At 75.1% G+C, this 25,472-nt stretch carries 25 protein-coding genes and 1 pseudogene; 15 read left to right on the forward strand and 11 right to left on the reverse strand.

All coding sequences use genetic code 11. The annotated features are described in order from the left end of the window. Positions 1–33 precede the first annotated feature (33 nt). Positions 34–2,394 (reverse strand): DUF4012 domain-containing protein, encoded by a 2,361-nt coding sequence (locus IPM45_14265; protein ID MBK9180701.1) that lies wholly within the window; start codon positions 2,392–2,394, stop codon positions 34–36. A gap of 90 nt (positions 2,395–2,484) precedes the next feature. On the opposite strand from IPM45_14265, the gene IPM45_14270 reads away from it, so the two are divergent. Together IPM45_14270 and IPM45_14275 are read left to right on the forward strand one after the other, a co-directional pair. Then, the gene (locus IPM45_14270) at positions 2,485–2,958 is read left to right on the forward strand and encodes a hypothetical protein (protein MBK9180702.1); all 474 of its coding nucleotides are present in this window, start codon (positions 2,485–2,487) and stop codon (positions 2,956–2,958) included. Between the two features lie 88 nt (positions 2,959–3,046). Beyond that, entirely contained in the window at positions 3,047–4,552 is a 1,506-nt protein-coding gene (locus tag IPM45_14275) for a circularly permuted type 2 ATP-grasp protein (protein MBK9180703.1), read from the forward strand. 15 nt (positions 4,553–4,567) lie between these two features. Here IPM45_14275 and IPM45_14280 read toward each other — a convergent pair whose 3' ends face one another. The 3 genes from IPM45_14280 to IPM45_14290 form a co-directional block, all read right to left on the reverse strand. Then, a complete protein-coding gene (locus tag IPM45_14280; protein MBK9180704.1) occupies positions 4,568–4,942 on the reverse strand; it encodes a hypothetical protein in 375 nt (124 codons plus the stop codon). 148 nt (positions 4,943–5,090) lie between these two features. Next, positions 5,091–5,852 (reverse strand): hypothetical protein, encoded by a 762-nt coding sequence (locus tag IPM45_14285; GenBank protein MBK9180705.1) that lies wholly within the window; start codon positions 5,850–5,852, stop codon positions 5,091–5,093. A gap of 94 nt (positions 5,853–5,946) precedes the next feature. After that, positions 5,947–6,702 carry a hypothetical protein gene (locus IPM45_14290; GenBank protein ID MBK9180706.1) on the reverse strand — a complete coding sequence of 252 codons (756 nt, stop codon included), beginning with the start codon at positions 6,700–6,702 and terminating at the stop codon, positions 5,947–5,949. A 177-nt stretch (positions 6,703–6,879) separates the two neighbouring features. Between IPM45_14290 and IPM45_14295 the strand changes: the two genes are divergently transcribed. From IPM45_14295 to IPM45_14325, 7 genes and pseudogenes are all read left to right on the forward strand, one after another. Further along, entirely contained in the window at positions 6,880–7,899 is a 1,020-nt protein-coding gene (locus IPM45_14295) for an alpha-E domain-containing protein (GenBank protein MBK9180707.1), read from the forward strand. Continuing rightward, the gene (locus IPM45_14300) at positions 7,896–8,861 is read left to right on the forward strand and encodes a transglutaminase family protein (protein ID MBK9180708.1); all 966 of its coding nucleotides are present in this window, start codon (positions 7,896–7,898) and stop codon (positions 8,859–8,861) included. Before IPM45_14295 ends, IPM45_14300 begins: the two co-directional genes overlap by 4 nt. Positions 8,862–9,019: 158 nt before the next feature. Then, a pseudogene (locus tag IPM45_14305) lies at positions 9,020–10,845 on the forward strand (polysaccharide biosynthesis protein). Positions 10,846–10,935: 90 nt separating this feature from the next. After that, entirely contained in the window at positions 10,936–12,258 is a 1,323-nt protein-coding gene (locus IPM45_14310; protein MBK9180709.1) for an acyl-CoA dehydrogenase family protein, read from the forward strand. A 4-nt stretch (positions 12,259–12,262) separates the two neighbouring features. Continuing rightward, positions 12,263–13,039 carry a zinc-dependent peptidase gene (locus IPM45_14315; GenBank protein ID MBK9180710.1) on the forward strand — a complete coding sequence of 259 codons (777 nt, stop codon included), beginning with the start codon at positions 12,263–12,265 and terminating at the stop codon, positions 13,037–13,039. Positions 13,040–13,270: 231 nt separating this feature from the next. Next, positions 13,271–14,068, forward strand: coding sequence for a hypothetical protein (locus IPM45_14320; GenBank protein MBK9180711.1), 798 nt, complete (start codon positions 13,271–13,273; stop codon positions 14,066–14,068). Then, positions 14,049–14,879, forward strand: a complete 831-nt coding sequence (locus IPM45_14325) for a hypothetical protein (protein ID MBK9180712.1) — start codon at positions 14,049–14,051, stop codon at positions 14,877–14,879. Before IPM45_14320 ends, IPM45_14325 begins: the two co-directional genes overlap by 20 nt. 27 nt (positions 14,880–14,906) lie before the next feature. Here IPM45_14325 and IPM45_14330 read toward each other — a convergent pair whose 3' ends face one another. Further along, positions 14,907–15,512 (reverse strand): dTDP-4-dehydrorhamnose 3,5-epimerase family protein, encoded by a 606-nt coding sequence (locus tag IPM45_14330; GenBank protein MBK9180713.1) that lies wholly within the window; start codon positions 15,510–15,512, stop codon positions 14,907–14,909. 292 nt (positions 15,513–15,804) lie between these two features. Between IPM45_14330 and IPM45_14335 the strand changes: the two genes are divergently transcribed. From IPM45_14335 to IPM45_14345, 3 genes are read left to right on the forward strand one after another with little or no spacing between them, the layout of a single operon-like run. Further along, positions 15,805–16,947: a hypothetical protein gene (locus IPM45_14335; GenBank protein ID MBK9180714.1), complete on the forward strand. Its 1,143-nt coding sequence runs from the start codon at positions 15,805–15,807 to the stop codon at positions 16,945–16,947. Positions 16,948–16,961: 14 nt separating this feature from the next. Next, complete coding sequence (locus IPM45_14340) at positions 16,962–18,119, forward strand: nucleotidyltransferase family protein (GenBank protein ID MBK9180715.1); 1,158 nt, start codon at positions 16,962–16,964, stop codon at positions 18,117–18,119. 10 nt (positions 18,120–18,129) lie between these two features. Further along, a complete protein-coding gene (locus IPM45_14345; protein ID MBK9180716.1) occupies positions 18,130–19,842 on the forward strand; it encodes a polysaccharide biosynthesis tyrosine autokinase in 1,713 nt (570 codons plus the stop codon). On the opposite strand, the gene IPM45_14350 is transcribed toward IPM45_14345, so the two are convergent. Both IPM45_14350 and IPM45_14355 read right to left on the reverse strand, forming a co-directional pair. Further along, a complete protein-coding gene (locus tag IPM45_14350; GenBank protein MBK9180717.1) occupies positions 19,832–20,557 on the reverse strand; it encodes a hypothetical protein in 726 nt (241 codons plus the stop codon). The genes IPM45_14345 and IPM45_14350 overlap by 11 nt on opposite strands. A gap of 113 nt (positions 20,558–20,670) precedes the next feature. Further along, a complete protein-coding gene (locus tag IPM45_14355; GenBank protein ID MBK9180718.1) occupies positions 20,671–21,390 on the reverse strand; it encodes an HNH endonuclease in 720 nt (239 codons plus the stop codon). Positions 21,391–21,592: 202 nt separating this feature from the next. Here IPM45_14355 and IPM45_14360 point away from each other — a divergent pair, with 202 nt between their 5' ends. Further along, positions 21,593–22,132, forward strand: coding sequence for a YdcF family protein (locus tag IPM45_14360; GenBank protein MBK9180719.1), 540 nt, complete (start codon positions 21,593–21,595; stop codon positions 22,130–22,132). 396 nt (positions 22,133–22,528) lie between these two features. Here IPM45_14360 and IPM45_14365 read toward each other — a convergent pair whose 3' ends face one another. The 4 genes from IPM45_14365 to IPM45_14380 all read right to left on the reverse strand — a co-directional run bounded on the left by IPM45_14365 (position 22,529) and on the right by IPM45_14380 (position 24,834). After that, on the reverse strand, positions 22,529–22,858 hold the full coding sequence (locus IPM45_14365) for a nucleotidyltransferase domain-containing protein (protein MBK9180720.1): 330 nt from the start codon (positions 22,856–22,858) through the stop codon (positions 22,529–22,531). Positions 22,859–22,881: 23 nt separating this feature from the next. Then, complete coding sequence (locus IPM45_14370; GenBank protein ID MBK9180721.1) at positions 22,882–24,090, reverse strand: cytochrome P450; 1,209 nt, start codon at positions 24,088–24,090, stop codon at positions 22,882–22,884. Positions 24,091–24,265: 175 nt separating this feature from the next. Beyond that, positions 24,266–24,589 carry a type II toxin-antitoxin system PemK/MazF family toxin gene (locus IPM45_14375; protein ID MBK9180722.1) on the reverse strand — a complete coding sequence of 108 codons (324 nt, stop codon included), beginning with the start codon at positions 24,587–24,589 and terminating at the stop codon, positions 24,266–24,268. Then, positions 24,571–24,834 carry a ribbon-helix-helix protein, CopG family gene (locus tag IPM45_14380; protein MBK9180723.1) on the reverse strand — a complete coding sequence of 88 codons (264 nt, stop codon included), beginning with the start codon at positions 24,832–24,834 and terminating at the stop codon, positions 24,571–24,573. Before IPM45_14380 ends, IPM45_14375 begins: the two co-directional genes overlap by 19 nt. A 63-nt stretch (positions 24,835–24,897) precedes the next feature. Here IPM45_14380 and IPM45_14385 point away from each other — a divergent pair, with 63 nt between their 5' ends. Continuing rightward, on the forward strand, positions 24,898–25,113 hold the full coding sequence (locus tag IPM45_14385) for an antitoxin MazE family protein (protein MBK9180724.1): 216 nt from the start codon (positions 24,898–24,900) through the stop codon (positions 25,111–25,113). Further along, complete coding sequence (locus tag IPM45_14390; protein ID MBK9180725.1) at positions 25,110–25,442, forward strand: type II toxin-antitoxin system PemK/MazF family toxin; 333 nt, start codon at positions 25,110–25,112, stop codon at positions 25,440–25,442. The genes IPM45_14385 and IPM45_14390 overlap by 4 nt, the downstream gene beginning before the upstream one ends. Positions 25,443–25,472: the final 30 nt, after the last annotated feature.

Genomic DNA, 25,472 nt, shown 5'->3' on the forward strand with positions numbered 1-25,472 from the left:
ACCATCGTCGTCCCGGGCGCGGCTGAACGGCCTTCAGGCCGGTCGCGTGCCCACCGACACCCGCTGGGGGTGCTCCAGGGTGAACGACGTCGAGGCGGCGCCGGTGGCCGGGTCGAGATCGAGGTCCCGCGGGCGGATCAGCTCGCTGCCGGTGCCGGGGAACACGGTCACCGCCACCTCGTCGGGGTGCACCACGGGCTGGCGGCCCACCTCCAGGGCGTAGCGCCCGTCGGGCAGGGCCACGGCGCCGACCAGGTCCAGGCGCACCTCGACGCTCTGCCCGGGGGGGACCTCGAGGAACGCCCAGTGGACGTAGCGGCCCAGCTCCACCTGGGTGGCGAACGGGGTGAACTGGCCGTTCACGGTGGCGAACTGCAGGGGCAGCGGCGTGTACAGGTTGAACCCCACGAGCATCGTGCCGTTCGGCAGGTCACGGTTGTTGCCGATCACCTCGTCGGGGAGGCCGCTGGTGGGGGCGTCGTTGCGGAGCGTGGCGATGGCCGCGGCCCGCACCTGGCCGCTCGGGTCGACCGTCGCCGTGTAGTCGAGGCGTCGGTGGAGGAAGACGTCGATCTTGGAGTTGCCGGCGTTGTTCGTGACCAGCTCGACGAAGTCGCCGTCGACCGGGGCCATGGCGCCGGTGGCTCCCCAGCGGTCGAAGAAGCCGTTCTCCTCGGCGTCGAACGTGGCGATCTGCAGGTGGCCGTTGCGCACCGCGGGGCCCAACGCCTCGCCGAGGGCCCGCGGGCCGGGGAGGTCGCCGGTGGTGAGGCGGTCGAACACCGCCCGGGCGACCTCGCCGAGGGCGTCCTCCTGGGCTTGGTCGTCGGCGAACAGCTGGTACTGGTCGACCAGCAGGAACTGCTCGACGTTGTCGGGGGTGAGGGGCTGGGGGATCCCGGGCACGCTCACCGGCCCGGTGAGCCGGAGGAGGGCGGCCAGCCCGGCAGGGTCGACGGTGATCATCCCGTCGATGGGCGAGCCGCCGTCGGTCTGCGGGTAGAGCTGGGCGGTGACGGCGCTGACGGTGGGGAGATCGGGGGGCAGGGTGAGGTTCGACCAGATCACGCTGCGCGAGAGCGACCCGTAGCGCTCCAGCCAGTCGGGCGGACCGGTGACGGTGAGGTCGCGGTTGGCGCTGGCCTGCCCGAGATCGCTGGTCGACCCGTCGCGGGCCAGGTCGAGCTGGCCGTCCACCGCGGTGAGCTCGGCGAAGCTGCCCATGTAGCCGCCCAGCCCTCGGGACTCGGCCGGGGTGACCACGGCCACGAAGTAGCGCCTGGGGCCCTCGCCGCCGAGCAGGCCGGGGGCGACCCGCACGGCGTCGATGGCCAGCTCGGCCTCGGGCAGGGCGTCGACGACCTCGGTCTCCAGCCGATCGAGGCGGTCGCGCACCGGGCCCGCGACCCACGGCGAGTCGATCCCGTCGAGCACCCCCAACGTGTCGTCCAGCGACCCGGCCACGCTCACCAGCGCCGGCTCCATGGCCGCGATGCGCCCGGGGTCGAGGGCGCCGGCGCGCACCTGGAGGGTCTGGACGTCGGCGCTGCGGCCGGCGGCGGCGCTGGCCGAGGCCAGCTGGGCGCCCTGTCCGGCCACGTCCTGGAGGACCCGGGCGTTCTGGGCCAGCACGGGGACGGCCCGGGCCGGCAGCGCCCACCACGCCCCCACCCGCTCGTCGGCCCGGGCGAAGCCCTCCGCGGCCCGGTCGAACTGGGCGGTGGCGGCCGCGGTGTCGGCGTCGCGGGCCGACACCAGGCCGGCCCGGGCGGCGTCGATGGCGGCCTGGGCGTCGCTGCGCACGGACAGCAGGGCCACGGTGAACAGCACGATCACGACGGCGGCGACCGCGGCGCCCACGCCCACGGCGACGCCGACGACCCGCTTCGCCCGCTTGCGGGCGTGCCGCCAGCCCGACGCGAGGATGGGCAGGACCGCGGCCGCGGCCACCAGGGCGCTGGCGCCCACGAACGGGTCCCAGCCCAGGCGGAGGGCGGCGTTGGCGACCACGGCGGCCACGGCCGCGCCCACCACGGGCTCGCGCCGGTCGAGGCGGAACAGCACGACGACGGTGACCAGCGCCGCGGCGGGCACCACGGCCAGCCAACCGGCCATGGCGAGGGTGGTGAGGGCCGCCCCCGTGGCCAGGGTCCACCGCCGGGCCCGGGCGCCGGCCAGCGCCGTCAGCGCGGCCATGGCGGCCGGGAGCAGCTGGTCGACGACGGCGGTTCCGGTGGGGTGGGTGCCGGCCAGCGCGCCGGCGACGGCCGCGGCCGCGACGATGACGCCGACGGCCGCCCGCTGCTGGGTCGTCAGGTTGCGGCGCCGCTTCGTCCGCCGCCGGAGCGGCTCCTCGGTGGGCCCGGTGGGCTCGGTGGGCTCGGTGCTGGACACGACGGCCGGTCAGGCTAGGTGGTGCCGGCCCGGCCGCGGGATCGACCCCGAGTCGTTCGCGCCGGCGGGCCGCCCGTAGCATCGGCGGCCGTGCCCACCCGCCGGTTGATCGCCCTGGCCCTGGTCTGCGGGATGGCCATCCTGCTGGCCGGCGGGGTGCAGCTGTTCCTGCTGGCCGGGCAGGACGACGGCTCGTCGACCGGCTCCCTGCTCGAGCCGGGCACCTCGGCCGAGGTGGGCGACGTGACGGCCGGGGTGGTGTCGGCCGAGCGGTCCGGCGACGCGGTGCTCCTCGTGGTCGACGTGGCCGTGGCCACCGGCGCCGACGAGGGCGTCGACGACGCCCGGGCCGGCTGGGGCCTGCTGCGGGGCGACTCGGGGGCGCTCGTCGACCGGGCCGAGGTGACGGGCGGGGAGGCCCGGCCCTGCGCCGGGCTGGCGGTGGCGCCGGGCGAGTCGGTCGAGTGCGTGGTGGCGTTCGCGCCGCCGCCCGGCTCCGGCGACGCCTTCGTGGCGATCTACGGCCGCGGCGACGACCGGGCCTCGTGGAGCGTCACCGTCTGAGTCGCGTGTGAACGTCGCGTGTGAACGCTGTGTGATCGATGCCGGACCGCGGGTCACCCACGGCGGGCGATTCGGTACCGTCCTGGTGATGCCCGCCGCCGACCTGTTCTCCGGCTACGAGCACGACGGCTTCTTCGACGAGGTGTTCGCGGGAGACGGCTCGATCCGGTCCCACTACGCCAATCTGGTCACCAACCTGGCCGAGGTCACGCCCGAGGAGCTGGCCCGCCGCGAGCGCCTGCGCGACCAGGCCTTCCGCACCCAGGGGATCACCTTCACCGTGTACGGCGAGGGCGACGACGAGGACCTGGAGCGCACCTTCCCCATGGACCTGCTGCCCCGGGTGATCCCGGCCGACGAGTGGGGCCGGATCGAGGCCGGGCTCATCCAGCGGGTGACCGCCCTCAACGCCTTCCTCGACGACCTCTACGTGGGGGAGCGGGCCGCGCTCCACGACGGGATCGTCCCGCGGTGGCTGGTCACCTCGAGCGACGGGTTCACCCGCGAGGCCTTCGGGATCCCGGTGCCCCAGGGCGCCCGCTGCCTGGTGGCCGGCATCGACCTGGTCCGTGGGGCCGACGGCGGCTACCAGGTGCTCGAGGACAACCTGCGCAACCCGAGCGGCATCTCGTACGTGCTGGAGAACCGGGCGGCGATGACCCGGGTGCTGCCCCACCTGTTCTCCACCCACCGGGTTCGCCCCGTCGACCACTACGGCGCCTCGCTCCTGTCGGCGCTGCGCCACGTGGCCCCACCGGCGGCCGGCGACCCCACCGTGGTGGTGCTCACCCCCGGCGTGTACAACTCGGCGTTCTTCGAGCACGCCTTCCTCGCCCGCCAGATGGGCGTGGAGCTGGTGGAGGGCCGCGACCTGGTGGTCGACGAGCACGTGGTGTTCATGCGCACCACCCGCGGCCTGGAGCGCGTCGACGTGATCTACCGCCGCATCGACGACGACTTCCTCGACCCGGTGTGCATGGTGGACGACAGCGTGCTCGGGGTGCCGGGCCTGCTGGCCGCGGCCCGGGCCGGCAACGTCACCCTGGCCAACGCCGTCGGCAACGGGGTGGCCGACGACAAGGCGGTCTACGCCTACGTGCCGGCGATCATCCGCTACTACCTGGGCGAGGAGGCGATCCTCCCCAACGTGCCGACGTACCTCCTGTGGGACGACGACCAGCGGGCCGAGGTGCTGGAGCGCCTCGACCAGCTGGTGGTGAAGCCGGTGGGGGCGTCGGGCGGCTACGGCCTGTTGATCGGCCCGTCGGCCGACGAGGCCACCCTCGAGGAGTTCCGGGCCCGCATCGAGGCCGACCCCCGGGGCTACGTCGCCCAGGAGATGGTGAGCCTGAGCCGCCACCCCACCCTCACCGGCGACCACGTCGAGGGACGCCACGTCGACCTGCGGCCCTTCGTGCTCTCCGGCGAGCGGGTGGAGGTGATCCCGGGCGGGCTCACCCGCGTGGCCCTGCGCAAGGGGAGCCTGGTCGTGAACTCCAGCCAGGGCGGCGGCTCCAAGGACACCTGGGTGCTGGCCCCCGACGAGACCAGCGGCACGTCCCCGGCCGCCGACGTCACCGATGCGGTGGGCTGACCCGGTCCCCGCCGCTCACCAGACCTCGACCGGAACCGTCTCCGCGTCGGGCTCGCCACAGGACGGGCCGGCGCGCATGCATGGATACACGGTCACGGTGACGAGGTAGCTGCGGGGGATGTCGTACGTGACCGCCCAGCACACCATCTCGCGGGTGGCCGGCACCTCGTAGTGCTGGATCTCGCCGTCGCCCCAGTCGACGTGGAGCAGGTAGACCTCCCAGGGCGCGTCCTCCGCGAGAGGGACGTTGATGAGGTCCACGCAGAACTGTCCGGGCACCCCGGCACGCATCGGGTCCGGCTCGTACCACGCCGACGAGATCGTGGCGCAGCTCGTGGCCAGCAGGGTGACGGCAACGACCGTCGCCGTGAGCAGGAGCCGCCTTGCCATGGCTCACTCCCATCCGCCTGCGCGCAGTGCAGGCACGAGTTGATTGTCCGACCGGCTCCGGGGGGTGGCAAGAGGGGATGCTCGTGGACGCCGTGTGTTCGCGGACCGGCCCGGCGAATCGAGGCCGAGCCGGTCACCCGCTGATCGCTCAGGCGGTGAAGGTCACGGTGGTGCTGCGGCCGTTGCTGGGCACCGGGAACGACTGGCCCCGCACGACCTGGCCGCCGACCTTGATGGTGAGCTCGGCGTCGCTGGTGGAGCCGCACCCGTGGAACGACACGATGACCACCGAGTACTGCCCGCGCGGGGCGCCGCCGGTGGGCCAGAAGATGTTCTCGTAGTGCCTGGCGTTGTCGCCGCACGAGGGGATGGTGTCGTGGTCGAGCCGGCCGCCGCTGGCGGAGGCGGTGTTGCCGTACCAGATCTCCTCGCCGCGGGGGTCGACCACGTGCAGGTCGAGGTCGGCGCCGTCGGACCAGGCCAGCGTGACCTGGACGTCACCGGTGCCGAGGTCGGGTGGCGGCGGCTGGTTCGGGTCCTGCACCGTGAACGTGTACGAGCCCGTGGTGCAGGTATCCCTGTCGATCTCGGGGTCCTCACCGACGTATTCCGCGGCGGCGCACGCCGTGTAGTCGATGGTTCGTGTTCCCGGCTGCGGGTAGTTCACGTCGAAGCAGGCGGCGGGCGTCGTCGCTCCTGAGTAGTCGACGTTCCTCACGCCCAAGGGCCCGGCGTTGACCACGATGTAGTCGGGGACGATGCCGCCGATGTACCCCACGGGGAAGCAGATCCTTCCCGGTCGGCCGGCGACGAGGGGCTGGGGCTCGGTTCGCGGGTTGGACACGAAGGCGCAGCCCGTCACCAGCACGAGCGCGGCCAGCAGCCCGCCGGCGCGTCGCAGTGTGACCATGATCGTCCCCTTTCTGCGGGGATCGCTCCGCGGCCCGCGCCGCGGGCGCTTCGAGCGTCGCGCCGGGCAGCGACGCCGACAAGGCGTCGGCGGCTCAGGCGGTGAAGGTCACGGTGGTGCTGCGGCCGTTGCTGGGCACCGGGAACGACTGGTCCCGCACGACCTGGCCGCCGACCTTGATGGTGAGCTCGGCGTCGCTGGTGGAGCCGCACCCGTGGAACGACACGATGACCACCGAGTACTGGCCGTGCGGGGCGCCGCCGGTGGGCCAGAAGATGTTCTCGTAGTGGGTGTTGTCGTCGCCGCACTGCGGGCGGGTGTCGTGGTCGAGCTGGCCGCTGCTGGCGGAGGTGGTGTTGCCGTACCACGTCTCCGCGCCGCCGGGGTCGACCACGTGCAGGTCGAGGTCGGCGCCGTCGGACCAGGCCAGCGTGACCTGGACGTCACCGGTGCCGAAGACGGGCTGGTTCGGGGCCTGCACCGTGAAGGTGTACGACCCCTTGGTGCAGCTCTCGCCCTTGATCTCGAAGGACCCGGGGTTCTCGGGGTTCGTGTTCCACCTCGCCGGGCAGACGTCGTACTCGATGGTCTGCGTCCCGGGGTTGGCGTAGGTGACGTCGAAGCAGTACTCGTCGCCAACGCTCCCGTACCTGTACATCCCGCTCGACGGGATCTGCACCCGCACATACGGCCAGTCGGCCCCCGCCAGGCTGGCGAGGGTGAGGCAGACTTGGCCGGGCTGGCCGGCGACCAGGGGCGCCGGCACCGTGCGGCTGCTCGACACGAAGGCGCAGCCCGTCACCAGCACGAGCGCGGCCAACAGCCCCCCGGCGCGCCGCAGTGTCGTCATGATCGTCCCCTTTCCGCGGGGATCGCTCCGCGGCCCGCGCCGCGGGCACTTCGAGCGTCGCGCCGGGTCCAGGTGCCGACAAGACGCCGGTGCCGGTGGGGCCGGGGTGTGAACGGCGCGTGAGCGGTTGGTGACGGGGGGACGACGGCCCTCCCGCGGTCCGTACCATGGGCGGCGATGCTGGCCCGCCACGCCGAGAGCCTGTTCTGGACCGGCCGCTACCTGGAGCGGGCCGAGGACACGGCGCGCATGCTCGACGTCACCTACCACGGGCTGCTCGAGAGCCCGCCGGCCCAGGCCCGGGGCAGCTGGCACGACCTGCTGCGGGTGCTCTCCCTCGACGAGGCCTTCGACTGGGACGCCCACGCCGCCGACGGCGCCGAGCTGGCCGGCGCCATCTCGGAGTTCCTGGTGCTCGACCAGGAGAACCCGGGCGCCATCGGCAACGCCGTGCTGCGGGCCCGCGAGAACGTGCGGTCGGTGCGCGAGCTGGTGTCGACCGAGCTGTGGGAGGCGATCAACGGCTTCTGGCTGGAGCTGCAGCGGCGCGACCTGCATGCCGAGCTGCACACCCAGCCCTACGAGCTGTACGGGCTGGTGAAGCGGCGCTGCCAGATGGTGTCGGGCGTGGCCGCCGAGACCATGCCCCGCGACGACGGGTGGCGGTTCCTGATGCTCGGCTGGATGCTCGAGCGGGCCGAGATGACCTGCCGGCTGATCAACGTGCGCTACGCCGAGCTGGCCGACGCCGGCCGGCCCGACTCCTACCACCTGCTCCTCGGCGCCCTGAAGAGCGCCAGCGCGTCCGAGGCGTACCGCAAGACGTACGGCGCGTCGATGCGGCCGGTGGAGGTGGTCGAGTTCCTGCTGCTCGACCGGGCGTTCCCCCGCTCGGTGCTCTACTGCCTGCGCCAGGCCGACAAGGACCTCACCCGCCTCCCCACCACCGAGGACGGTGACCTCAACCGGCCCCAGCGGCTGATCGGCCGGCTCAAGGCCGAGCTCGAGTACCGCGACGTGTCCGAGCTGCTCGACGAGGACCTCCACGGCTTCCTCGACCGGCTGCAGGCGGGGGTGCGCGAGGTGGCCGACGCGGTGGGGTCCACCTACTTCCGCAACGCCGAGGCCCTCGACCTGCACGCCGTCGACTTCCACCCCGCCGGCGGGCCCCCCCGAACCCGGTGGTGGTCGCGGTGAGGCTCGACATCCGCTACCGCACCCGGTTCGCCTACACCGGCCCGGTGCGCGAGAGCCAGAACGAGCTGCGGGCCTGCCCGGCCAGCGACGTGCGCCAGCAGCTGGTGTCGTACCGGGTGAGCACCACGCCTGCGGCCCGGGTGTTCTCCTTCACCGACTACTGGGGCACGCGGGTCGACACGTTCGGGGTGACGCCCACCCACCGCAACCTCGAGGTGGTCGCCGAGGCCGTGGTGGAGACCCGCTACACGCCGCTGGTCACCATCTCGCCCCGCATGGAGGCGCTGTCCGACCCGGCCTGGCTGGACGAGCACGTCGAGTACCTGGAGCGCACCCCCCACGCCGACTGGGGCAAGGGGGTGGTCGAGGAGGCCGGCCGGGTCACCGAGCTGGTCGGGCCCGACCCGGTGGGGCTGGTGCTGGCCATCCACCGCCGGGTGGGAGCGGTGATGACCTACGAGCCCGGCCACACCTACGTGGGGATGCCCATCGAGGAGGTGCTGGAGACCCGAAAGGGCGTGTGCCAGGACTTCGCCCACCTGGCCGTGGCCATGTGCCGCAGCGTGGGGATCCCGGCCCGCTACGTCAGCGGGTACCTGTTCACCAGCGACGACCGCACCGGGGCCGACGTGGTCGGGGGCGACGTGGCGTGGGTGCAGACCCACGCCTGGTTCGAGGCCGCCGTCCCGGGCCACGGGTGGCTGGCCCTCGACCCCACCAACGGCGCCGAGGTGGGCCTGCGCCACGTGAAGATCGGCCACGGCCGCGACTACGACGACGTGCCGCCCCTGCGGGGAGCGTTCTCGGGCCCTGCCGTCCACGGCCTGGACGTGGCCGTGGAGATCCGCCGGGTCACCGCGCCCAAGGGCCCGCTCGGGGAGGGGTCCCCGGCCGCGGCCCGGGCCCGGCCGGTGCTGCCGGCCCAGCGCATCGCCGAGGCCCGCCTGGCCGGGCAGCAGTAGGGGTCGGTCACGGCGGTGGCGTACGCTCCCACGTGCCGGTCGGGCGGACGGGTGGAGGAGATCGACAGGTGACGGCGGAGACGGCGGCGGACAGCCCGGGGCACCGCGGGGGACAGAGCGCGGCGGACAGCGCGGGTAGCAGCGGGGAGCGCGCCGCGTTGCATCCCGGCCTCCTGGCCCTCCTGGGCCGGAACCGGTACTCGGTGCAGGCGGCGGCCGACGGCTTCGCCTGGGCCGTGGGCCTCCTCGGCGCGACCCTGCTGCGCTACGACCTCGACTGGGGCCAGGTCGGCTGGGCCGGGCTGGCCGCCACGGTGGTCGTGGCGGTGGCGCTCCAGGCGCTGGTGGGCACGGCCGTGGGCCTCTACCGGGGCCGGTGGCGCTTCGGCAGCTTCGACGAGGTCGCCGCGCTGGTGCTCAGCGTCGCGGTGGTCGCCGGGGTGCTCACCGCCCTCAACCTGGTCCTGTTCGACCGGCTGGTGCCGGGGTCGGTGCCCGTGGGCGGCGGGGTGATCGCCCTGTGCCTGGCGGGCGGCAACCGCTACACCTGGCGGCTGCTGCTCGAGCGCAGCCGCCGGCCCTCGGCCGACGGCGACGGCACCACCCGCCTCTTGGTGTTCGGCGCGGGCGACGGCGGCGACCAGATCGTGCGGGCGATGCTGCGCAGCCCCGACAGCCCCTACGTGCCGGTGGCCCTGCTCGACGACGACCCGGCCAAGCGCAAGCTGCGGCTCATGGGCGTCCCCGTGGCCGGCGGCCGGGACGACCTGGCCGCGGTGGCGGCCGACCGGCGGGCGTCGGCCCTGCTGATCGCCGTCCCGAGCGCCGAGCCCGAGCTGATCCGCGAGCTGAGCGAGCTGGCGGTCGGGGTCGGCCTCGACGTGATGGTGCTGCCGCCGGTGGCCGGGCTGATCGGCGGCCGGGTGGGCGTGGGCGACATCCGGCCCCTGACCGACGAGGACCTGCTGGGCCGGCACAAGATCCATCTCGACGTCGACGCCATCGCCGGCTACCTCACCGGCAAGCGGGTGCTGGTCACGGGCGCGGGCGGCTCGATCGGGTCCGAGCTGTGCCGCCAGATCCACCGCTACGCGCCGGCCCAGCTGCTGCTGCTCGACCGCGACGAGTCGGCCCTGCACGACGTGCAGCTGTCGATCGAGGGCCGGGCCCTCCTCGACACCCCCGACCTGCTGCTGTGCGACATCCGCGACCGCGACCGGGTGCTGGAGGTGTTCCGCCAGCGCCGGCCCGAGGTGGTGTTCCACGCCGCCGCCCTCAAGCACCTGCCCTCCTCGAGCAGTACCCCGACGAGGCGTGGAAGACGAACGTGGTGGCCACCCAGACCCTGCTCGACGCCTCGGTCGCGGTGGGCGTGCGCCGCTTCGTGAACATCAGCACCGACAAGGCGGCCGACCCCATCAGCGTGCTCGGCCACTCCAAGCGCATCGCCGAGCGCCTCACCGCCCATGCCGCCGACGTCACCGACCACCCCTACCTGTCGGTGCGCTTCGGCAACGTGCTGCACTCCCGGGGGTCGGTGCTCACCGCCTTCCACGCCCAGATCGAGCGGGGCGGCCCGGTCACCGTCACCCACCCCGACGTCACCCGCTACTTCATGACGGTGGAGGAGGCGGTGAGCCTGGTGATCCAGGCCGGCGCCATCGGCCGGCCGGGCGAGTCGCTGGTGCTCGACATGGGCGAGCCGGTGCGTATCGCCGAGGTGGCCGAGCAGCTGGTGGCCGAGGCGCCCCGCCCGGTCGAGATCGTGTTCACCGGTCTCCGGCCGGGCGAGAAGCTCCACGAGGTGCTGCTGGGCGCGGGCGAGCCCGACGACCGGCCGTTCCACAGCGGCATCAGCCACGTGCCCGTGCCGCCCCTCGAACCCGCCGAGCTCGACGGTGGCGGTTCGGCCCGCGCCCGCCTGCGGGAGCTGTCGGGCGCGGTGGCGTCCGAGCTCGACGTGCGCGTCTCCGGGGGCGACTGACCCGACCGCCGGGCGCCGGTCTGGGCACGACGCCTCGCCGTCGGCCATGATCGCGGGACCCGCTCCGCCTGCGCCTCCCGGAGGTCACCGATGACCGAGACCGCCGCCCCCAGCACCAGCACCGACGACGTCGTCGACGAGCTGCGCGCCTGGCTCGAGCAGAGCTGGGACCCCGACCTGACGGTGGCCGAGTGGTGGGAGCGCCTGGGCCTGGCCGGGTGGTCGGCGCCCTCGCTGCCCCCCAACGCCTACGGCCGCGGCCTGTCCCGCAACGACGCGGTGCGGGTCGCCCAGGAGATCGCCGAGTTCGGGGCCCTCGGCGCCCCCGGCGGGCTGGGCCTGCTGCTGGCCGCCCCCACCATCGCGACGCACGGCACCCAGGAGCAGATCGACCGCTACGTGCGCGACATCGTCACCGGCCAGCGGGCCTGGTGCCAGCTGTTCAGCGAGCCCGGCGCCGGCTCCGACCTGGCCGGCCTGCAGGCCAAGGCCGTGCGAGACGGCGACGAGTGGGTGGTCAACGGGCAGAAGGTGTGGACCTCGGCCGGCCACGTGGCCGACCTGGGCATGCTCATCGCCCGCACCGACCCCGAGGTGCCCAAGCACCAGGGCATCACGTACTTCGCCTTCGACATGCACCAGCCCGGCGTCGACGTGCGCCCGCTGCGGGAGATGACCGGCCGGGCCCTGTTCAACGAGGTGTTCCTCACCGACGCCCGCGTGGGCAGCGACGCCGTCATCGGCGACGTGGGCAAGGGCTGGGCGGTGGCCAACAGCACGCTGATGTTCGAGCGGGCCGGCCTGGGCTCGGGCGGCGGCCACGCGGCCGCCAGCGCGGCCACGCCGGGCACCGTGGCCGGCCAGCTGTCGATGCGCGCCGGCGACTTCGTGCGCCAGGGGCCGGGCCGCCCGCGGGGCGGTGGCGGCGGCGTGTTCGGCGGCGCCGCCAAGATGCTCATCGACCTGGCCCGGGCCAACGGGGCCATCGCCGACCCCACGATCCGCCAGGGGCTGATGAGGCTGCACACCATCTCCGAGATCGGGCGCTTCAACAACCTGCGGGTGAAGGCCGCCCGGGCCGCCGGCCAGGACGTCCCCGGCATGCCCAACATCTCCAAGCTGTCGATGAGCGAGATGATGCGCCTCCAGCGCGACCTGGGCCTGGCCATCGTCGGCCCCTACGGCACGCTCCACGCCTACGACGCCGACGACCGCAAGGCCCTCGACGCGGCCACCGGCCAGCCGGTGCTGGGCGTGGTCACCGAGATGGCGCTGTTCGCCCAGGCCCCGCCCATCTACGGCGGCACCGACCAGATCCAGCGCAACATCACCGGCGAGCGGGTGCTCGGCCTGCCCAAGGAGCCGAGCAACGACCGGGTGGTGCCGTTCTCGGAGCTGCCCAGGAACGCCTGACCGGGTGCGGCTCGAGACGCGCCGCCACCGGCGCCGGCGCCGGCTGCTGCAGGGCGGCCTCCCGCCGGCGTGGCGGGCGCTGCTCGACGAGCGGGTGCCGCACGCCCGCCTGCTCGACGGCGACGAGCGGGAGCGCCTCGAGCGCCTCACCCTGGGGCTGGTGGCCACCAAGCGCTGGGAGGCGGCCCGCGGCTTCGAGCTCACCGACGAGATCGTGGTCACCGTGGCCGGGCTGGCGTCGCTGCTGGTGCTGGGGCTGCCCGACGACTCGTACCGAGACGTGCAGGCGATCGTGGTGCACCCCACCACGCTGGTGCTCACCGGCGAGCGCTCCCAGGTGCCCGGCCTGGTCTCCGACGGGCCGATGCCGATCCTCGGCCAGGCCAGCCAGACCGGCCCGGTGGTGATCGTGTGGGACGCCGTGCTGGACGAGGTGCGCCGCCCCGGCCGGGGCCACAACGTGGTGTTCCACGAGTTCGCCCACAAGCTCGACCTGCTCTACGGGCTGATCGACGGCACGCCCCCGCTGGCCACCGACGAGCAGCTGCAGCGGTGGGTGGCGGTGTGCACCGACGTGTACGAGCAGCTCCAGCGGGGCGAGGCGGGGGCGGTGCTGCGCTCGTACGCGGGCGTGAACCCGGGCGAGTTCTTCGCGGTGGCCACCGAGGCGTTCTTCGACGACCCGGTCGGGCTGCGCCACGAGCACCCCGACCTGTACGGGGTGCTCGCCGGCTTCTACCGCCAGGACCCGGCCGCCCGGGTGCCGCCGCCCACCGCCTGACGGTCGGCCCGCCGCTCGTCGGGCGCGGCCCCGGCGCCCACCTGACCGGTCTCCATCGCGCTGACGACGCCTGGCGCGTCCCGGGCGCGGTCGGCAGTGGCGGTGGCCGTTCTCCATCGCGCTGACGACGTCTGGTGCGTCCCGGGCGCGGTCGGGACGAACGACCCTGGCCGGTCCCGGGGTCGGGGCGGACCATGGCGGTGATCGTGCTCGCCGACGCGGGAGGTGGCCATGGAGGCGTGGGTCGCACCCGGTGCGACGGCGCCCCCGGGCGACTGGGCCGTCAGCCCGCGTGGCGGCCTGTCGGCCTGGGCCGAGCCGTTCGGCGGCGCCCAGCCGGCGACCCGCTTCGGGGCGGGCGAGGTGCTCCAGGTGCTCGATCGGCGGGACGCCTGGGTGCAGGTGCGCTGCGTCACCGGCTGGACCGGCTGGGTCGACGGCCGGCTGCTCGAGGCCCCGCGGCCCCCCACCTTCGAGGCGACCGACGTGGTGGCCCGCACCGGCACCACCGCCTGGTCCTCTCCCGATCCCAGCGGCCCGGGCGTGGCCCTGGCGCCCGGCGTCGCGCTGCAGCGCCGCGGCAGCTGGGGCGACTGGGCCCTCGTGGTGTCGGCCGAGGGCTGGCAGGGCTGGGTGGCCACCGGGGGCCTCTCCAGCGCCGGCTGGGCCCTGCGGTGGTTCGGCGTGCGGGTCCACCTCGGGCTGCTCTCGGTGATCGGCGGTGTCCTGGTGCTGGGCGGGAGCTTCCTCCCGTGGTTCACCGCCGCGGGCACGAGCGTCTCGGCGTGGGACACACCCCTTCGCTTCCTGCTGGTGGGCACCGGCAGCGGCAGCGGCGAGACCGTCCTCGACGCCGGTCCCGTCCTCCTCCTCGTGGGCGGGGCCACGCGGCCGCCTTCGCCCTGGCCCGCGTGCTGCGCCCCGAGCCTCGCCCCGGCCTGGGCGTGGGTGTGCTGGTCGTGCTGGTCGGCGGCGCCCTGGTGCTGGTGGACGTGTGGCGGTCCCGGCGATGAGCCGCGGCCGGGGTGAGGTGCACCGGTGTCGGGGCGAGCGGGGCGCGGCCCAGGTGGTGGCCGGCGTGCTCATCGGGGTGGCCCTGGTGGCCTCGGCCTTCGCTCCGGCCTTCGTGACCGCGGTGCTGCAGGACCTGAACGACATCCGCAACGGCCGGTGGTGGGGGAGCGGCCAGGTGGCGTCGGCCACCCAGCCCCCGATCCGCAGCATCCCGTTCGTGGGCCCGGCCCCGCCGAGCGATCAGCAGCAGGCCGCCTGTGTCCAGCAGATCGCCCAGGGCTTCGGGCTCCAGTGGACGGGCGCGTCCCAGGGCTGGCGGGCACCCGGCTCCTACCCGGAGCCGGTGCTCACCGGCGACCCGTCGGTCGACCGGCCCGCGGTGTACGACTGGACGAGCGCCATGAACGGGCTGGTCGCCCTGGCGTCGGAGCGATGGCAGTCGTGCTTCACGACGACGACCGAGGGGGCGACCACCACGCTGGTGGAGCCGGTGATCCCGGGGACCTACCTGCTCACGTTCCAGGGCGGCGGCAACGACGTGTGCCAGCTGCCGGCGCCCATGACCGTGCGCGTCTCCCGCGACGGCGCCAACGTGACCGTCACCGGGCCCCTCGTCCCCGGCGGGGGCGAGGCCTCGGTCACGGCGCCGCTCGGTGCCGACTTCTCGTTCAACGGTTCGGCGAGCCTGCCGTCGGGTATCGGCATCGGCCTGCGGGGCCGCTTCGACCTGTTCGACCAGACCACGCTGATCCGTGACGGCCTGCTCACCCACGACGTGGGGGGCGGCTGCGGCTACTCGTTCCAGGGCGAGCGCACCGGCGACTGACCGTGCCGGCCGCCCGGGCGCCGCCTGCTACCGGCGGGCCAGGGCCGGTGGCGGCGCCTGCCAGCGGGGGATGGCGTAGGGGTCGAGGTCGGCCCGGCGGGGGTGGGCCTGGTCGCTGGCCGACAGGATCGGTTCGGTGACGCCCATGGCCTCGAGGCCCCAGTCGGCGGCCACCTGGGGGTCGTCCCAGGCGACGCCGAACTCGTCGAGGGAGTTGTGGGCCTGGTCGACCAGGTAGATGAGGGTGACATCGGTGAGGGCGGCGAAGCCGTGGAGCACGCCGGCGGGGATGTAGACGCCGCGGTGGTCGTGGTCGGGGCCTCCGTCGCCGCCGATGTCGAGCGTGAGGGTGACCGCCTCGGTGGGGGAGCCGGCCCGGAGATCGTGCAGCACGATCCGGGCCCGCCCGGACGGCACGTAGCAGTAGTCGGCCTGCAGGAGGTGGTAGTGCAGCCCGACGACGCAGCCCCGGCGGCGGGTGACCTGGTTGGTCTGGATCACCTCCTGGCTGTCGGGCACCCACGAGCGCCGCCAGCTCTCGATGAAGTCGCCCCGGGAGTCGTGGAGCACGCGGGGCGTCACCACGTACACGCCGGCGATCTCGCTCGACGCCGTCACCTCGGCCGTGCTCATGGCTGCTCCCGTCGGGGGTCGCGGCCCCGTTGCCGCCACCGTCAGGTGTCACCTGGCCCACCCCGACGCTAGGACGGCAGCGGTCCGGCTGCCACCCCGACCAGGTGTCTGCTCGACACGTCGGTGCTGCCACGTGGACGGCCACCGCGATCGCCTCGAACGATCCGGTCCGGTGTCCCGCCCGGTCCCCACGTCGGCCACCGAGCGTAGGTAGACTCCGCCACGATCCGTGGTCGGGCGTGCTGTCAGCGGGGCAGCGTCGCCGGACCCCAGAGCGAGGGACCAGATCGGCATGGCGGGACACCCCCGATCCCTGCGCCCAGGGCTGCGCATCGACGAGGTCGACGGCGAGGTGCTCGTGCTCGACGCCGCGGCCGGCGTCATCCACCGCCTCACCGGCGACGCCGCCGAGGTGGTGCTGCTGCTGCGAGAGGGCGCCCGGCCCGACGAGCTCCCCGGCCGCCTCGAGCCGGCCCTGCAGGTGGTCACCGACGCCGGGCTGCTCGCCGACCCCCGCTGGAGCCGACGCCGGCTGCTGAAGCTGGGCGCCGCCGGCGCCGCCGTGGGGCTCACCACGCTGGTGCTGCCCGCCGCCCCGGCGGCGGCGTCGCCGATCGGTGTCACCTTCGCCGGGCAGTACACCACGGCGACGGTGGGCTCGGACATCGTCGCCACGTTCACCGGTACCGGCAGCATCACGGTGGCGGGGGGGTCGAAGACCTTCGAGTACCTCGTCGTGGGCGGTGGCGGCGGCGGCGGCAGCGGGAACTCGAGCAACGCCGCGGCGGCGGGGGGCGGAGGTGGAGGTGGCGTGGCCATCGGCACGGTGGGGCTCAGCGGCACGACCTCGGTCGTCGTCGGGTCGGGTGGTCCCGCCGGGTCAGCGCCCTACCCTTCCGTTGGCGCCACCGGGGGCAACTCCCAGCTCGGCTCGACCGTCGGCTACGGCGGTGGCGGTGGGGGCGCGGGGAAGAACGACAACTCGGTCAACTACAACGGTCTTCCCGGCGGGTCGGGTGGCGGGGGCGGCGGCCGAAACACCACCGGTGGAGCGGCCGTCAGCGCCCTGAACCTGGGCAACGCGGGGGGGAGCTCGAGGCAGACGACTCCAGGCGGTGTTCGGCGGGGAGGCGGTGGGGGCGGTGCCGGTGGCGCCGGCGGGAACGGCAGCGACGCCTCTGCCGGCAGCGGTGGTCCCGGGTACGAATCCAGCATCACCGGCGTGGCGGTTCGCTACGGGCCCGGGGGTGGTGGCGCCTCGACCAACGCCGGCGAAGCCGGTGCCGGCGGTGCCGGTGGCGGTGGCGGGGGCGCCGATGGCAGTGCTGCCCCCCCCACTGCGGCGACGGGGATCGGTGCCGGTGGCGGTGGTGGCCACACGCAAGCGGGCACGGGCGGCACCAACGGGATCGTGATCGTCCGGTACACGCCGTAGGCCGGTCGCCGACGGTGCCGAACCTCGCCGCCACGCCGAGCCCGCTGGTCGATCCCACCCGACGGAGCCTGCTGCTCGCCGCGGTGTGCGCCGTCGACGCCGAGCGGGCACGCGGCGCGTGGGATCGGCTCGAGGCCGACTGCGGCGGCCCGGCGGGCGTGCTGGTGTGGGCGAAGGAGGGCTCGGAGCAGCGGCTGCTGCCCTTGCTGGGCGCCCGGGCCGAAATGCTCGACCTGCCCGAGCAGGTGCGGGCCGGGTGCCACGAGGCCACGGTCGAGGCGTGGGGGCTCAACGAGCGGCTGCTCCACGCCACCGTCCCCGTGCTCGACGCGTTCCGCGCCGCCGGGATCGAGGTCCTGGCCCTGAAGGGTCTCGGCCTGCTCGGCGACACCTACCCCCAGCACCGGCTGCGCCCCGTCGGCGACGCCGACCTGCTGGTGCGCCCCGACCGGGCCGCCGACGCGTACCGGATCGTCACCGGGCTCGGCTGGCGGGATCCGTCGGTGGTCGTGCGGCCGTGGCCGTCGGGCCGCCACTCGGTGAACCTGGGCCGCATCGACGGCCCCAGCATCGACCTGCACCGCCGGCCGGGCAGCGCCTTCTCCCACCGCGGCTCGGGGCAGCCGCCGTGCTGGGAGGCCGCCGAGCCGCTGCCGGCCGGCCACCCCCTCGCCGGCACGCACCTGCGTCGGCCGGGCCCGGCCCAGCACCTGGTGATCATCGCGGCCCACGCCGCCCGCCGGGCCAACGGCCACGTCGCCCATCCCCTCGCCGACATCCACCACCTGCTCGTGGCCCACCCGCACCTCGACGGGCGGGCGGTCGCCGCCGCCGCCGCCGAGCAGCTCGTCGCGCAGCGCGTCGGCGACGTGCTGGCCGCAGTGGGGGAGGCGTTCGGCACGCCGCTGCCGCTGCGGCCCGAGCAGCTCCGGCCGAGGAGCCCCGCGGCGCAGCGGGCCGAGCAGCGGGCCGTGGCCGCCGACGCGCGGGTGGCCCTTCGCCGTCCGGGCGCGGTCGGCGCCGGACGCCGCTTCGTCGACCTCGTGGCGACCACCGCGGCGGGCCAGGGCCTCCGCGCCCATGTGGAGGCCGGCGCGGCCACCGTCCAGGCGTGGGGCGGCCCCCGGCTGGCGGCACGGCGGCGGCGCCGACCGCGTGCCGGCGGCCGGTAGCGTGCCGGGGATGGCGGAGCCCGAGGGTCAGGCGGAGCTGGAGCTCCGCGACTACCTCGCCGTGCTGCGGCGGCGCTGGTGGTACGTGGCGCTGTCGGCGCTGGTGGTGGTGGTGGCCGCCGTGGGGATGTCGCTCACCAGGACGCCCCTCTACCGGGCCAGCGCCCAGGTGCTGGTGAGCCCGCCGCCCACGTCGTCGTCGGTCGGGGCGGCCGACCTCTCCCTCAGCCCGCGGCTGATCGAGAACGCCCTGCGGATCGCCGAGACCAGCGCCCTGCGCGAGCAGGTGCGGGCCGAGTTCGGCTCCGAGCCGGTGCTGTCGGTGCGCGCCGACGAGGAGTCCGACGTCTTCGTCTTCACGGCCACCAGCGCCGACGCCGCCGACGCGGCGGGGGCGGCCAACGCCTACGCCGACGCCTTCGTGGAGCTGCGCCGCACCGAGGTGATCGCCGATTACGCCACCCGCGGCGAGGTCCTCGAGCAGCGGATCGCCGAGATCGACGAGCAGCTCGCCCTCCTGGACGCCCTGCGGGCCGCGGCCGCCGAGGCGGTGCCCCCCGACGCGCCCGACCGTGACGAGCAGCTGAGCTCGATCGCGGCCGACGCCGAGAGCGAGGCGGGCACCCTGCTGGGGCAGCGGTCGCGCTACGCGGCCGACCTGGAGGCCCTCGGCATCTCCACTGAGCTGGCCCGCACGTCGGGCACCCAGGTGATCGACCGGGCCACCGAGCCGTCGAGCCCGTTCTCGCCCGACGTGAGCCGCAACGCCGTGGTGGCGCTGGTCGTGGGCCTGATCTTCGGCGTCGGGCTGGCCTTCCTCGTCGAGTACCTCGACCGCTCGCTGCGCTCCGAGGACGATCTGGCCGCGGCGTCCGCGCTGCCCACGCTGGCCGTGGTGCCCCGGCTGGAGAGCTGGAAGCGGCGCGACCTGCCCCTCCTCATCACCCGGGACGAGGCGCAGTCGCCGTCGGCCGAGGCGTACCGGGGCCTGCGGACCGCGCTGGCGTTCCTGGCCACCGAGAAGCCGCTCCGCACGGTGCAGCTCACCAGCCCCGTGCCGGGCGACGGCAAGACGACGACGGCCGCGAACCTGGCGGTGGTCGTGGGCCGAGCCGGCCAGCGGGTGGTGCTGGTCGACTGCGACCTGCGCAAGCCCCGCGTCCACGACTTCGTCGGCCTCCCCAACGTGCAGGGCTTCACCACCGTGCTGCTGGGCGAGGCCACGCTCGACGACGTGACCCGAGCGGTGGAGGGGGAGCCCAACCTGGCGGTCGTCACCTCGGGGCCGGTCCCGCCCGACCCGTCCGAGCTGCTGTCGGGGGAGCGGGCCCGGGGGCTGTTGGCCGACCTGGCCGACCGGTTCGACCTGGTCATCGTCGACTCGTCGCCGGTGCTGGCGGTGTCGGACCCGCTCGTGCTCTCGGCGGTGGCCGACGGCGTGGTCGTGGTGGCGTCGGCTGGCGGCACCCACCGCCGCCAGGTGACCCGGGCCGTCGAGCGGCTCCGGCAGGTCAACGCCCCGCTGCTCGGCACCGTGCTCAACCAGTTCACCGCCGGCCGGACCCGCCGCTACGGCTACGGGTACGGCTACGGCTACGGGTACGGGGCCTACGGGGCCTACGGCGCCTACGGCGAGGGTGCCTCGACGGGCAACGGCCAGCGTCGGGTGGTCGACGAGCCCGAGGGCGGCGCCGCTGCTCCCGCTCCCGGCCTCAGCCGCTGAGGCGGTCGAGGAGGGCCAGCAGCTCGCCGGCGGCCGTGTCGGCCTCGCCCCGCTCGCCGGTCACGGCGGGGGCGGCGCGGGCCACGGCCAGGGCCGCGGTCAGCGCGGTCTCGGGGCGCACCTGGGCGCTCACGGTGTTGTCGAGCAGGCCGAGGACGGCCTCGGCGGCGGTGACCGGCCGGAGCGCGCCGGCCTCGGCCGGGCGGTGGCGCACGAAGGCGACCAGACCGACCGGCACGGGCGCCCGGGGCGGCTCGGGCGTCGGCACGCGGTCGAGCCCGCCGTCGGCGCGCCGCCGGCGGACGGCCCTCGGCCAGGCCGACACCCATCCGGTGGCCGGGTCGACGATGGCGTACTCGTCGGACAGCACCCCGGCGCCCCTCTCGGCCAGGGCCAGGGTGAGGGTGGACTTGCCGGCGTGCGACGGCCCCGGCATCACCAGGGCCCGGCCCCGCCACTCGACCACGCCGGCGTGGACGGCCACCCGGGTGACGAGGTGCTCGGCCGCGAAGAGGCCGAGGGTGGACTCGACGCGGTCCCACCCGCCCGACGCCGCTCGGCCGTCGACGACCGCGACGGCCGAGCCGTCGTCGCCCTGCTCGACCACGACCGTGCAGGTCGGCGAGGTGGCCACCCCCTCGCCGCGCTCGAGGGCCGAGCACGGCCAGTGCTGCTCGACCAGCGGCGACCAGGCGACCGGGGCGCTGACCGACACGGTGGCGCCGTCCTCGGCGGCACCCCACCAGCATCGGGTGTCGATGGCGGTGACCTCCTGGGTGGTGCCGGGCGGGTGCCCGGGGCCGGGCGCGCACGGTACAGCCGCCGGCGTCAGTCGGCCGGGCAGGTGGCGGCCATGGCGACGAGGGCGTCCCACTCGGCCCGGGTGGCGGTGAGGCCCCAGGCGGCCTTCACCTGGGCCCAGTCGAGGGCGTAGCGGCACCAGGCGTCGGGGTCGGGGGGCCGCCAGGCCTCGGGCCCCTTGTCGGCCTTGGCCTGGTTCACCTCGCCGGGGACGGCGTTGAGCGCGCCGGGGTGGTCGAGGTCGTTGGCGAAGGCCTGCCGGCGGGCGTCGTCCCACGCCCAGGCGCCGGAGCGCCAGGCGTTGGCCAGGGCGACCAGGTGGTCGATCTGCAGGTCGCCCGGGTTGGTGGTCTCGCTGCCGCTGTAGGCGTCGACCCAGCGGCCGGCCACCACGTCGCAGCGGAACGGGTCGATCTGGGGGAGGTCGAGCGACTCGGCGATGAGCACCTCGTCGCGGGTGTTGCAGCCGTCGCCGTCGGCGTCGACCCAGAGCTCGAAGCGGTCGCGGTCGTAGCGGGGGAGGTCGGCGGGCCACTCGGCGATCTCCAGGGTGGCGAGCCCGGCGGGACTCGTGGTGGGCGCGGGCCGGCTGGTGGTGGGCGCGAGGGGACCGGTGGTGGGCGCCGCCGGCGTGTCGGCGCGGTCTCCCCACCCCAGGGCCACCGCGGCCAGGGCCACCAGGGCCACGGCCGCCAGCGCCGCCACCACCATCAACACCATCCGCCCCCGGGCAGGGAGGTTCCGCACGCCGGTCATCATCCCCCGTCACGTGCCCGCCATGGTTTCGGCACTAACGCTGCCAGAAGGTGTCGACACCAGGCCCGCCCGCCGCTGCGCTCGATGGTCGAGCACGTGTCACCTGACCGAGCCCGAGCCGGTGCTGCGCGACCCGTTCGATCCTGCCGGCTGACGCTGTGCGGCCGTGCCAGGCTGCGCAACCGTGCGTGGGGTGTGGCGGGAGCTCCTGCGGAGCCGCTGGACGTGGGTGGTGGCGGGCGCCGGCACCGCGTTCGTGGCCGGGTGGATCCTGCTCAGCCGGGGCCTGTTCGTGCACCCGCAGGGCGACGACGTGGGGTCGGCCGACGCGGTGGTGGTGCTGAGCGGTGCCGAGGAGCGGCTGCCCGTGGCCGAGCGGCTCATGGACGAGGGGGTGGCCCCCGTGCTGGTGGTGTCCAACGGCGCCGTCGACGAGCGGGTGCGCTGCGACCAGACCGTCCCGTACGAGATCGTGTGCATCCGGCCCGAGTCGTCGAGGATCGGCACCCGGGGCGAGGCCCGGGCCGTCGCCCGGCTGGCCGACGAGCGGGGCTGGCGGCGGATCGTGGTGGTGACGAGCGACTACCACCTGCTGCGCGCCGGCCTGCTGCTCCGGCGCTGCGTGGACGGCGACGTGGCCATGGTGCCGGCCGCGTCGCCCCGGCCGTGGGCTGCGGTGCTGGACGAGCAGGGCAAGCTGCTCGGCAGCCTCGTCGTGGCCCGGGCGTGCTGAGACCGGCGGAGCGGGTGTCAGCCGGCCGCGGCCCGGTCGGCGAACGCCAGGACCTCGGTGGCCGTGGCGATGGCCTCGCCGGCCTGGGCGGGCGGGGGGGCGGGGGGGGGGGGGCCCCGGCGGGGGCGGGGGGGGGGGGGGGGGGGGGGGGGGGGGGGGGGGGGGGGGGCGGGGCGGGGGCGGGGGGGGGGGGGGGGGGGGGGGGCGGGGCCGGGCCCGCGCGCGCGCCGCCACTGTGCCCAGCACCGTCGCCGCTGGCGTCGCGCCCGGCGCCCTGGGGCCTGTTGGGCGGGGAGGGGGTGGCGGCGCTGCCGGCTCGGCCAGAGGGGTCGCCCCGTGCGGCGAGCCTGGTGGATCCACCGCCGGGCCTCGGCCAGGGGGTCGCGTGCCATCGGGTCAGATGATCCGCCGGCCCCGGCGGCGGGCGTCGTCGACGAAGCGCCCACCCTCGGCGGCCTCCGCGGGCGTGTAGACGAACAGGTCGACGGCGACGCGCGGGGCCAGCTCCCGCCAGAGCGTGGCGATGCGCTCGGTGGGCGGCTCGGCCGTGTCGCGGACGACCAGCAGATCGAGGTCGCTGCCGCCGTGCACGTGACCCGAGACCAGCGACCCGAAGAGCCACACCTCGATGACGCCGGGCAGGGTCCGCAGCCGGGCGGTGAGGCGGTGGAGCTCGGCCAGCAGGGCCGCCCGCTGCTCGGCGCCTCGGGAGATCACCACGGCCACGAGGGCCAGCGTAGGTGCTGGTCTCAGCGGAGCAGGACGGGGAGGCCGTCGAGGCTGCGGAACGGACCCCGCTGCCGCCACACCCGGTCGCCGGCCAGGCGCGCCGACGGGAACCGGGCCAGCAGCTCGCCCACCATCACGCTGGCCTCCATCCGGGCCAGCGACGCGCCGAGGCAGTAGTGGGGCCCGGCCGCGAAGCTGAGGGGCGGCTGGGGCGGCGGGTCGTCGCCCCACCGGGCCGGGTCGAAGTCGTGGGCCCGTTCGTAGGCGTCGGGGTCGCGGTTGGCTGCGCCGAGGAACACCAGGATCGGCGCACCGGCGCGCACGGTGCCGCCGGGCAGCGCCACGTCGGCGGCGGGGATGCGGCTGACGTAGAGGGTCGGCGTCTCGTAGCGGAGGAACTCGGAGATCACCGACGTCACCGGGAGGCGGCCGGACCGCACGTCGTCGACCAGCGCCGGCCGGCCCAGCAGCACCGACAGCCCGTTGGTGGTGAGGTCGCGGGTGGTGCGGTGCCCGGCCGAGTACAGGGTGGCGGCCAGCGACAGCAGCTCGGCCCGCGACAGGCGCTCGCCGTCCTCTTCCACGGTGACGAGCGCGCTGAGGAGGTCGCCGGCCGGGTGGCGGCGCCGCTCGTCGAGCAGGGCGCCGAGGTAGGCGTGCATCTCCTCGGCCGCAACGATGGCGGCGGCCCTGTCGGCGGCGTCGAGGCCGATGCCGAGCAGCGGGGTGACGGCGTCGGCGAGGGCGGTGAGCCGGTCGCGGTCGGCGGCGGGCACGCCCAGCAGCTCGGAGATCACCAGCGACGGCACCTGGTGGGCGTAGGCGGCCTGCAGGTCGACGGGGCCGTCGGCAGCGTCGAGGCCGTCGAGCAGCGACCAGGCGGTGCGCTCGGTGAACGGCCGGAGGCCGTCGATGCGCCGGGGCGTGAAGGCCCGCGACACCAGGCCCCGCACCCGGGGGTGGTCGGGCGGGTCGAGGAAGTTGATGCGGTGGCTGAGCTCGTCGCGGGCGGCGCCCTCGGGGAGGGCGTGGCGGTACCGCTCGCCGATCGGCGAGCTGGTCATGGCCGGCGAGCGCAGCACCGCCTCGGCGGTGTCGTAGCCGACGGCGGCGACGAAGCCCGACTCGAGCAGCACCAGCTGGCCGTGGACGCGCAGCCGCTCGAGCTGCTCGTAGGGGTCGCCGTCGAGGCCGAGCCGGCCGGGGTCGAAGTGAGCCACGGGGAGCATCGGGCCATCCTGTCGCGCCGGGGCTTCACTGGTGGTGGGCGGGTCGGGTGGTGCCGATGAGTCGGCCGTTGGGGTCGGTGGTAGTGCCAGCACAGGCCGGCCAGGCGGGGATGTTGCGGCCGGCCCGGCCGATGCCCAGGACGAGCCCGCCCCCGGCTGGCGCTGAGCGCGACCTTCAGCAGTCGAGCGTGGCGGCGGCGACCGAGCACAGCTGGTGCCGCCGCGCCCGGCCCAGGGCACCCAGCCGCCGGGTGAGCATCGCCTTCGGGAAGGGGCGGACGTTGTCGAACGCCGCGACGCACGGGCGCGGCAGCCCCTCGTCGGCCCCCAACGCCAGCTCGCTCGGCACGCCACGCACCCTCGTGGTGACCGGCGCGACCAGCACCCGCTGCATCACCTCGTTGGCGGCGTCGCGGCTCACCACGAGGAAGGGCCGGCCCTTCTCGTCCGGGGTCTCGCCCCACCAGACCTCGGCCCGGGCTACCACCAGGGCTCCCACGGCTCGTCCTCGATGGCCTCGGCGGCCAGGCGTCGTGCGTCGGCGAGCTCGTCGTCGCCCTCGGGGTGGCGGCTGAACCCGCTGCGGAACGCCTCGTCGATGCGCTGTCGATCGGCGGCCTGGCGGAGCAGGCCCAGCCCGACCCGCACCGCGTCGGACCGGCTCTCGACCACGCCGCGCTCGACGAGCTCGTCAACCGATGCGAGCAGCGAGTCGGGGAGCTTCACGGCGATCTGGGCGGTCATACCCAGAGCATACCGAATGGCATGACAACGAGCCTCGACATCGTTACATGTAACATCGCCGGCATGGTGCGGAAGCGTGTCTCGGTGTCGGAACGGGTCCGCCAGCACCGGGCGCGCCTGCGCGCCCAGGGGTTGCGGCCCATCCAGATCTGGGTGCCGGACGTCCGATCGGAGACGTTCCGCGACGAAGCCCATCGGCAGTCGCTCGCCGTCGCGTCGAGCCCACACGCGGCGGACGACCAGGCGTTCATCGACGCGGTCAGCCTCGACGACGAGTGAGGCGAGGAGAGATCTGGACGGCCGCAGCCGGCACCGGGTACGCCGGCATGCCCCGACCGGTGGTGATCGTCCAGGACGACCGATTCGACGCCACCGCATCCGTGACGGTCTGCGCGTTCACCACGGACCCGACCGAGGCGCCGCTGCTCAGGCTCCGCGTCGAGCCCGACGAGCGCAACGGGCTCCACCAGCCGTGCAGCCTGATGGTGGACAAGCTCACGACGATCCCCCGGTCGAAGATCGGCGAGCGCCTCGGCCAGCTCGGTGATGAGGATCTGGTGCGGCTGACGCGGTCGATGGTGGTGTTCCTCGGGTTGGCCGGGGACTGACCCGGGCGCGCGCCACTGGCCCGGCTCCCC

This window comes from Acidimicrobiales bacterium (assembly GCA_016716005.1).
Lineage (GTDB): Bacteria > Actinomycetota > Acidimicrobiia > Acidimicrobiales > JADJXE01 > JADJXE01.